The sequence below is a fragment of the Aliidiomarina sp. genome (assembly GCF_047920995.1).
Taxonomy (GTDB): Bacteria; Pseudomonadota; Gammaproteobacteria; order Enterobacterales; family Alteromonadaceae; genus Aliidiomarina.
The window spans coordinates 1-5970 of record NZ_JBLRWZ010000056.1 but is presented as its reverse complement, the minus strand read 5'-3'; the positions used below and the strand labels follow the sequence as shown (position 1 = coordinate 5970).

The following is a 5970-nucleotide window of genomic DNA, read 5'->3' as shown; positions in this document are numbered from 1 at the left end:
CTTTTCGGCACGCCTTTCAGCTGTGCCAATAAGAAATTATCAATGCGTTGGCCACTGGCATCCGCATCAATACTGTGAAAACGAACCTGCTGCTGAACTTCACTCATATTAAGTGGGTAATCCTTACGGTAAAAACTGCGCAAAAGTATATCATGATGCCCTGCCGCAGGCACCTGCGCGTTGTGCCTTCGGCTAATATTTGTTACTTGTCAGCAAGGCTGGTTAATGCGACAATACCGTGTCAGATTCAATTGAGTCTGCCGAGTATGTTTTTCTCGATGAATTTTTCTCGGAAAGCACAACACTGGTACAACAGTGAAGCCTGTTTCGGCATTTAAGAAATTTATTGTTATACGTACGCTCTACTCACACGAACAGATGCTTGATTTAATTCGATAGAAGCCTGTTCAGGCACGTAAGTATCAGCTACGGGTAACCTCGCTAGCTTCCAATGAAGCCGCGTTAAAGATAAACAGAATACATTACAAATCGCATAGGAATTAGCCGCCCACACAGCGCGCACCATCAGTAGATACGGTGCCGGCAGTTGATTTTAGCAACGGAACAGCGCCATGTCTGGCGGTACAGTGTTGTGATTTCGTACATAACAAAAGTATGAGTCACACAATATGAAAAGAATGCTAATTAATGCAACCCAGCTGGAAGAGCTGCGCGTTGCACTTGTAGACGGACAACGCCTGTATGACCTGGATATCGAAAGCCCAGGCCATGAACAGAAAAAATCAAACATCTATAAAGGTAAAATCACTCGCGTAGAGCCAAGCTTAGAAGCTGCCTTCGTTGATTATGGTGCAGATCGCCACGGTTTCCTTCCCCTCAAAGAGATTGCTCGCACATATTTCCCGCAAGGTTATAAATTCGATGGCCGCCCCAACATCAAAGATGTGATAAAGGAAGGCCAAGAAGTAATTGTGCAAATTGATAAAGAAGAGCGCGGCCAAAAAGGCGCTGCATTAACCACTTTTATCTCACTTGCTGGTAGCTACCTTGTATTAATGCCCAACAACCCGCGTGCTGGTGGTATTTCCCGCCGCATCGAAGGTGATGAGCGAACAGAATTAAAAGAAGCGTTATCTACGCTAGAAGTACCGAATGGTATGGGTTTAATCGTGCGTACCGCAGGTGTTGGTAAATCATCAGAGGAATTAGGCTGGGATTTAAACGTGCTGCTGCATCACTGGACCGCAATTGAGCAAGTGTCATCTGAGCGCCCTGCTCCATTCCTAGTGCATCAAGAATCAAACGTTATTTTCCGCGCTATTCGCGATTATTTACGCCGCGATATCGGTGAGATATTGATTGATGATAAAACCATCTTCGAGCAAGCCTGCGAGCACATTAAAATTGTTCGCCCTGATTTCCTGAATCGGGTAAAACTGTATCAAGGTGAAATACCACTATTTAGCCATTACCAAATTGAAAGCCAGATCGAAAGTGCATTCCAACGCGAAGTGCGGTTGCCTTCCGGTGGTTCGATTTCTATCGACCCTACCGAAGCGCTAACCTCTATTGATATCAACTCAGCAAAAGCCACTAAAGGTGGTGATATCGAAGAAACCGCCCTGCAAACCAATCTTGAAGCAGCCGATGAAATTGCTCGGCAACTACGCTTGCGCGATGTGGGCGGGTTAATTGTTATCGATTTCATCGATATGACCCCACCTAAGCATCAGCGCGAAGTAGAGAATCGTTTACGTGATGCGTTAAAACAAGACCGGGCTCGTGTGCAAACTGCACGTATCTCACGATTTGGCTTGTTGGAAATGTCGCGGCAACGTTTGCGCCCATCCTTAGGTGAATCATCCAACCACGTATGCCCGCGCTGTGATGGCCAAGGCACCATTCGTGGTGATGAATCATTAGCACTGTCAGTGTTGCGCTTAATCGAAGAAGAATCGTTAAAAGACAATACTGGGCAAGTAAATGCGCAAGTGCCCGTTACCGTTGCAACCTACTTACTGAATGAAAAACGTAGCGCCCTTCGCGTTATTGAAGATCGCACAAAAGTAAGTATTTTGGTTATTCCAAACCAATATTTAGAAACTCCGCATTTCAATGTAGAGCGCTTACGCAAAGACGAGCTTACCGATGTACATAGCTATCGTTTATTGCAAAGCTCTGATATCAAAGAAATCGAGATTGTTGCTGCGCGTGAAAAAACTATTGATGAACCTGCTTTAAAAACCATTGTTGCACCAAGCCAGCCTGCACCTGCAGCAGCACCGGTTGCAGCCGCTAAAGAAAAAGCACCGAAGCAGCCTGGCCTGTTAACTAAATTAAGCAAATGGTTAGGCTCGGTGTTTAGTGCCTCTGAAGAAACCACTACCACAGAGAAATCTGCGCAGAAATCAAGCCAGAACCGCCAAGGTGAGCGCGATAACCGTGAGCGTGGGCGCAATAATAACCGCCGCCGTTCAGGTGCTAATCGTAATCGTAAACGTGATGACCAACGCGGGCCTAAGCGTGAAGAAGCGTCTGCACAAGCAACCCCTCAGGCACAAGCGGCTGACAGTGATGTACAAAAAGCCAACGCACCGAAAAGTGAGCAACGCCCTCGCCGCAATCGCCGTCGCAAGCCTGCGAACGCCGAGCAGCAAGGAAATACTGCTGAAGCTGTAGAAACAAAAGATAGCAGTGCAGACGAAGCAACACCGCAAATGCCACGCGAACGTCGTAACCGTCGTAAGCTGGATAAAAGTATACGTTTGCAGCAAGCGGATAAAACTCAGCAAACTGAAACAAAAGAAGATTCTGATTCTCCAGCGAGCACCGCTGCTGTTAGCAACAAAGAAACTAGTGCCAAGGCAAATGCTGAGCAACAAGTAGCTACCAGCAGCGCCCCTACGGAAAACAGTGAACAGCCAAAGGCTGCAACCACGGCTTCTGCAGATAATGCGGCAGCAGATACCGTTGCAACCAAAGCCGCAGCAACCGATGCTGATACAAAGAGTAATGAACAATCGCCAGAAGCAGCTGAACAAGAAGCGGAGAACAAAGCGGAGAACGAAGCGGAAAGCAAAACGGAAAAGCCAACTCGTAAACGTACGCGACGTCGCCCAAGCAAAGCTAAAGCTGAAGCTGAAGCGAATGCAAACGATGCTCCGGCCGAGGAATCGCCTGAAGTAGCAGATACTGCTGATAGCGAAGTGCCTACAGCTAACGAAGTGCCTACAGCTAATGAAGTGCCTGCTGCTAAGAAAGCGAAAGTAAAAACTGATGTAGTAGCAACGGAAGTTGAAGCAGCTAGTGATGTGGTTAGCGCCCCAGCAGAAAGTGCTGAGCCTAGCGATACACCAAGCGAACCAGCGAAAGCTGAACCGAGCGATGTGAAAAACACTAGTGAAGAAGCAGTTGCGCCTGAAGCTGCAGAGCCTGAAGCCGCTAAAGCTGCAGAGCCTGAAGCGCAAGCACCTGCTAAGGCCACCGAAGCTAAATCTGCACCTGTTGCAGCAAAGCCGAAAGCAAGCTCAAAGCCGAAAAACTTCGCCAGCGCTACTATGACCAAAGCTTCTGCAGTTAAGCGTGACGATGCACCACAAACGCTTAGTGCTGCTGATAGCAGTAAACGAAGCCCTGTTGCCGGCTCTGGCCGCCACGCAGGATTCACTGGCGCACAGAATAAAGCAGAAGCAGGCCCTGCCCGCTGTAAAAGCTAATTTGTACGTTAGTTAAAGCTTAAGTAAAAAGCCGAGAGTAAATTACTCTCGGCTTTTTTTGTGAGTTTTGTCTTCCATGACAGCAACATCCATGTTGCAACTCCCTATGATGCCAAAGCAAAACACCGGCACCCTCTTAGCACTCTCCGGAGCTAAGGTTACAACACACCTAAAGCGTTATTTTATCGCGGTTATCATTCAGTACTTTCGGCCCTAAACCGCGCACCTGGAGCAGTTGCTCTACATCTGTAAAGCGCCCAAGCTCTTCACGCAGCTTCACAATAGCTTCCGCTCGTGCCAAACCAACGCCACGTAGTGCTGCTGCGAGTTGCTCAGCTGTAGCGGTATTAATATTCACTTTCTCACCTGCTTCTGCCACTTTTACTAGTGGCGTAATCTGATTTAAGTTGGCTTCGATAGTGGCTGTGCTATTCGCAGCAGCAAACGCATTTGCAGCTGCGAGCACCAATCCTGTGCAGGCAAATGCCATAACAGATTTCTTTAACATAGGAGCTCCTTATTAACAAAAAAGCGCTACCTTCCTGGTAACGCTTTTCAGTATAGAGGGCTGCTCTGCTATTGCTATAGGGATATCGCGGATAGTTCGTGGTTTATTGCCGAAAGTAACTGATTTGGATTCTCAGCATTACGAATTGGCCGCCCCATTACCAAGAAGTTAACGCCCGCAGCAATAGCATCGCTTGGGGTCATTACTCGATGTTGATCATTAATATCGGAGCCTACGGGACGAATGCCGGGCGTTACTAAAAGAAACTCTTCACCAAGGCTTTGCCGTAATGCACTTGCTTCTTGAGCAGAGCACACCACCCCATCCAACCCTGCAGTTTTGGCATCATGTGCCAATGCCAGAACATGTTCTGGTAATGGCCTAGCAACCCCTGTTGCGGCTAATTGTTCGGCCGACATACTGGTTAGTACCGTTACCGCAATTAAATGAGGAGCCTTTGCACCATAGGGAGCCAACGCTTCTTTTGCCGCAACCATCATCGCAATACCGCCGCTAGCATGAACGTTCACCATCCATACGCCCAACTCAGCCGCAGCAGTAACCGCTTTAGCTACTGTATTGGGGATGTCATGGAATTTTAAATCAAGGAAAACGTCGAAGTTACGCGCATGCAATTGTTTAATAAACTCAGGGCCACCTGCGGTAAACAACTCTTTGCCAACCTTTACCCTGCACTCATCAGAATTTAACGTATCAACAAAGCGCAGTGCCTCACTGGGGTTCGCATAATCAAGGGCTACTACAACAGGTTTATTTATCATTCGCCATCCAATCCTCGTGTTGGTTTAATCGTACCCCAGCTCTTACAGCTTGGGCAGTGCCAATATAATGTTTGTCCTGAGAAACCGCAGTGTCGGCAGCGGTACTTAGAGCGCTGCTTTAATTGTTCGGCCACCATATTACCTAGCAACATCAGGCTGTTTCTGGCGCGGCCATCATCGGCCGAAGCCACGTGAAACTGAATCAATTTATGAAATGCTTTCATGGTCGGGTTTTTCTGCAGTGCCGTAAGCATAAATTGCTCTGCTGCAGCCACATTATTGCGGCGGGCAATAATATCCCCCAACATTACCACAGCTGTTGCACAAGGCTGTTCCAGCACAACATCATGCAGTAAAGATACCAAGCTTTCCGGCTCATTCATGCCTTCGTAGCATTGTTTGAGCAAAGGAAGGATTTCGGCAATGAAATCTGCTTCAGTTTCAATAATCGGCAAGAGATATGGCAATGCGCGGGCGTATTTTTCTTGCCCTATCCACCAGCGGCCAATGGCAATGCGAGCGCGAACGCACTGCCCATCATGCTTTAAAGCTTTTCCGTAATATTTTAGGGTTTGGCTTACATCTTCCTGCAGCTCCGCAAGCTCGCAATAAAATTGCGCAATAACAGTTTCAATTGATTTATCAGTACGAGATAGCTTTAACCCCATACGAATGGCTTTATCCCATTCATGAGTTGCCTCATACAAAGCAAGCAGGCTGTGTAGGCTTTCAGATTGGTAATTGGTGTACTGTTGTAACTCGCTGAACATTTGCTCAGCGCGATCATACAAGCCTGCAGAGAGGTAATCTTGCCCTAATTCATACATGGCATGTTGGCGTTCTTGATTGGACAGTGAAGGCCGAGAAATTAGATTTTGGTGAATACGAATTGCACGATCTACTTCGCCACGCCTACGAAAAAGTTTACCCAAAGTCCAATGAGTTTCAATGGTTTCACTATCGATATCAAGCATATCGATAAACAGATCAACTGCTTTATCGC

4 protein-coding genes and 1 pseudogene are annotated in these 5970 nt (G+C 47.3%); 1 reads left to right on the top strand and 4 read right to left on the bottom strand.

Annotated elements, in window-relative coordinates; translation table 11 throughout:
* Positions 1-107, bottom strand: a pseudogene (locus tag ACNA7P_RS10785) (23S rRNA pseudouridine(955/2504/2580) synthase); the annotation flags it as partial.
* A 522-nt stretch (positions 108-629) separates the two neighbouring features.
* On the opposite strand from ACNA7P_RS10785, the gene rne reads away from it, so the two are divergent.
* A complete protein-coding gene (gene rne, locus ACNA7P_RS10780) occupies positions 630-3677 on the top strand; it encodes a ribonuclease E (protein ID WP_416258635.1) in 3048 nt (1015 codons plus the stop codon).
* A 169-nt stretch (positions 3678-3846) separates the two neighbouring features.
* Here the strand turns inward: rne and ACNA7P_RS10775 are convergent, their stop codons facing one another.
* From ACNA7P_RS10775 to lapB, 3 genes are all read right to left on the bottom strand, one after another.
* Positions 3847-4185 (bottom strand): ComEA family DNA-binding protein, encoded by a 339-nt coding sequence (locus ACNA7P_RS10775; RefSeq protein WP_416258634.1) that lies wholly within the window; start codon positions 4183-4185, stop codon positions 3847-3849.
* A gap of 74 nt (positions 4186-4259) precedes the next feature.
* Complete coding sequence (pyrF, locus tag ACNA7P_RS10770) at positions 4260-4967, bottom strand: orotidine-5'-phosphate decarboxylase (RefSeq protein WP_416258633.1); 708 nt, start codon at positions 4965-4967, stop codon at positions 4260-4262.
* Positions 4964-5970: lipopolysaccharide assembly protein LapB (lapB, locus tag ACNA7P_RS10765; RefSeq protein WP_416258632.1), on the bottom strand; the 1007-nt coding region annotated here is incomplete at its 5' end. The genes pyrF and lapB, both read right to left, overlap by 4 nt.

Coding starts and splice junctions, on each gene's coding strand:
- rne (WP_416258635.1), top strand. CDS start 630: ATGAAAAGAATGCTAATTAATGCAACCCAGCTGGAAGAGCTGCGCGTT.
- ACNA7P_RS10775 (WP_416258634.1), bottom strand. CDS start 4,185: ATGTTAAAGAAATCTGTTATGGCATTTGCCTGCACAGGATTGGTGCTC.
- pyrF (WP_416258633.1), bottom strand. CDS start 4,967: ATGATAAATAAACCTGTTGTAGTAGCCCTTGATTATGCGAACCCCAGT.